Below are 3,372 nucleotides of genomic sequence, written 5' to 3'. Positions count from 1 at the left end.
AAGGCCCGGCTGCAGATCACCTCGGTCGCGGCGAGCATCTGGTTCCGGGCGTCCGGGACGAGCGCCAACTACCTGTGGCAGCTGCGCGCCGGCTCTCCCGGCGTCCTGAAGAAGCACGTCTGCGTGAACGGCGCCTACCAGGTGCTGGAGGAGAAGCGCCTGCCGTTCCCCGTCGAGACGGGCCGCTGGTACGACGTGGCGGTCGAGATGGAGGGCTCCACCTTCCGGACGTCCGTCGACGGCGCCGAGGTCGACACCACGACCGACGCCACGTACCGGACGGGCACGGTCGGGATGCGCAACGGCTCCACCGAGGCCAACGTATGGGACCGCGTCACCTTCACCGCCCCGGACGGTGAAGCGATCATCGACGAGGACTTCTCCGACGGCCGCGGCACCTTCGGCGCCGGCACGGTCGCCGGCGGCGCCCTGACCCTGGCCAAGGGGCAGTCGACACTGTCCTCGGCCGGGTCGCCCGACGACTCCTGGGCGCTGCTGCGCACCGAGTTCGTCCCGGAGGTCAAGCCGATCGCGGCCGCCGTGCTCCACGTCGCCGCCCAGTCTCCGGCGTCGATCCGCCAGTACCCGGCGAAGATCTGGGTGAACGGCGAGGTGGCCGGGTTCGCCTCCATGCGGGGCGGGGCCGGAGCGCCGAAATACCACTCCTTCGACGTGACCGGGGCGCTGGAGCCGGGCCGCCGCAACGCGCTCGCGGCCCTGGCGTTCACCCCGGAGGACAAGCGCTTCCTCGCCGAGCTCGTCGTCACCTACGCCGACGGGACGTCCACCACCGTCAGGAGCGGCCCGGCGTGGAAGGCGCGCCGCCAGGCGGGGTTGCTGCGCGACGCCGGGACGATCGGCTCCGGCTTCTACACCGGTCCCCAGGAGTACTGGGACATGCGGCAGGAGCCGGCCGGATGGACGAACCCCGGCTTCGACGACTCCGGCTGGGAGCCGGCGGTGGTCAAGGCGGCCATCGGCGGGCTGGAGCCCGCGCTCGTCGAACCGGTCGGGCTGTACGACGCCGGACCCGCGTCCGTGCGGAAGGTCTCGTCCGGCACCTGGCTCGTGGACCTCGGACGGGAGATCGCGGGCGGTCTGCGCCTGTCCGTGCGCGGCAAGGCCGGGCAGACCGTCGAGGTCCGGCTCGGCGAGGAGCTGAACGCCGACGGGACGGTCAGGCACGCGCTGCGCGCCGGCGTCACCTACCGGGAGGTGTGGACGCTCCGCGACGGCGAGCAGACCATCGAGCACTGGGGCTACCGAGGGTTCCGCTACGCGCAGCTCGTCTGCGACGACGACCTCGACCTGTCGCAGGCCGTCACCGGACGCGCCTGGCGGGCCGCCTGGCGCGACTCCGACGCGTCGTTCTCCAGCTCCAGCCCCGACCTCGACCGCGTGTACGAGCTGTGCCGCTACTCGATCGAGGCGACCCGCGGCGACCTCTACACCGACACGCCGACGCGCGAACGCGGCCCCTACGAGGGCGACGCGCTCATCAACCAGGCGTCCGAGTACGCGGTGCAGCGCTCGTTCGCGCTGGCCCGCGCCTCCGACGCCTACCTGGCCCGCAACCCCACCTGGCCGACCGAGTACCGGCTGATGAGCGTCATGTCGGCCTGGCAGGACTACCTGCACACCGGTGACCCGGAGCAGCTCGCCGCTGACTACGACATCCTCGCGTCCAAGCATCTGACGCCCCACCTCGGCGAGGACGGGCTCGTCCACAAGAAGCCCGCCTCGCCCACCCAGGACCTGGTCGACTGGCCCGCGTCCAATCGGGACGGCTACGTGTTCACCGACGTCAACACCGTCGTGAACGCCTGCCAGTACGCCGCGTTCACCGCCATGGCCGACATCGCGGACGCCCTGGGCAGGACGGCCGACGCGAAGAGCTGGCGGGAGCGCGCCGACACGCTGGCCAAGGCGATGCGGGAGAAGCTGCTCGACGCGTCCAACGGACGGTTCGTCGATGGAGCTGGCACCACCCACAGCGCGCAGCACGCCACCGTGTTCCCGGTCGCGCTCGGCGTGGCCGGGCCCGGAACGGTTCCCGACCCCGTCGTCCGCGCCTTGGGACAGACCCTCGCGGACGGCGGCATGAAGGTCAGCGTCTACGGCGCGCAGTTCCTGCTGGACGCCCTGTTCGCCACCGGCCAGGCCAAAGCCGCGATCGGGCTGATGACGGCCGGCGGCATGAGCTCCTGGCTGCACATGCTGGACGACCTCGGCGCGACCATCGTGGCCGAGGCGTGGGACCCGTCCCTCAAGCCCAACATGACGTTCTCGCACGCCTGGGGTTCGGCGCCCGCGAACGTCATCCCGCGCCATGTCCTCGGTGTGCGGATCACCGCGCCGGGAGCCGCCGAGATCGAGGTCCGGCCGCGCCCCGGCGACCTGACCCGGATCTCCGGGCGGGTCCCGACGATCCGCGGCCCCGTCTCCGTCGCGCTCGACCGCGCCGAGCGGTACCGCCTGGACGTGGACGTGCCGCCCGGCGCGTCCGCCCGCGTCGTCGTCGAGATCGGCGACGACGACCCGCGCGCGTACGGCGTCGCCGGTCCCCATGCCCGCGCCCCCCGCGCCACGAGCCGGGACGCCACCGGCCGGCTCCTCACCATCGGCCCGGTCGGCTCCGGCCGCATCACAGTGATCAGGAGAAGACAGTGAACGACGAACGCACGGGGCAGGGGTTCACCCGCAGGCGCGCCCTCCAGATCAGCGCCGCGGCCGCCGTCGTGGCGGGCGCGGGCCCGGTCCTCGGGGGCGAGGCCGCCGCCCAGGCCGCGCCCGGTCTCCCCGCGGGGCCGGCGGCGGGCGGGTTCGCCCGCCCCGGCGCGGCGGTGCGGCCCCGGTTCCGCTGGTGGTGGCCGGACGGCCTGGTCGACCCGGCGGAGATCCGGCGCGAGATCGACCAGATCGCGGACGCCGGGTTCGGCGGCGCGGAGATCGTCGCGGTGCACCACAGCATCCGCGACAAGTCCGTCCTGGACCCGGCGGGCCACGGCTGGGCCACCCCGGCCTGGAACGCCGGCGTGGAGGCCGCGCTCGACCAGGCGGCACGGCGCGGCGTGACCGTCGACCTGACGATCGGCCCGGCCTGGCCCGCCGCCGTCCCGACGATCACGCCGGACGACGAGGCCGCCGTCCAGGAACTCGCGTACGGGACGGTGCCCGTCGCGGGCGGCGCCACCCATGACGGCCCGGTCCCCGAGCCGGTCACCGCGCCCGAGGACGGCGTGACGAGGCGGCACCTCGTCGCCGTGCACGCCGTGCGGACCGCCGCCGCGAACACCACCCGCAAGGAGACCGGCCTCGACCCCGCGTCGTTCACCGACCTGACCCCGAAGGTCGCGGGGGAGCGGATCACCT

The 3,372-nt window shown here is 73.8% G+C and carries 2 protein-coding genes; both read left to right on the top strand.

The window, feature by feature from the left end; genetic code table 11:
* A partial coding sequence (locus AB0C69_RS40180) for a family 78 glycoside hydrolase catalytic domain (protein WP_360361652.1) occupies positions 1-2,670 on the top strand: 2,670 nt, incomplete at its 5' end.
* Positions 2,667-3,372: glycosyl hydrolase (locus AB0C69_RS40175; RefSeq protein WP_360361649.1), on the top strand; the 706-nt coding region annotated here is incomplete at its 3' end. The genes AB0C69_RS40180 and AB0C69_RS40175, both read left to right, overlap by 4 nt.

The sequence above is a fragment of the Actinomadura sp. NPDC048032 genome, from assembly GCF_040653175.1.
GTDB lineage: Bacteria > Actinomycetota > Actinomycetes > Streptosporangiales > Streptosporangiaceae > Spirillospora > Spirillospora verrucosospora.
This window is presented reverse-complemented; position numbering and strand designations above follow the sequence as displayed.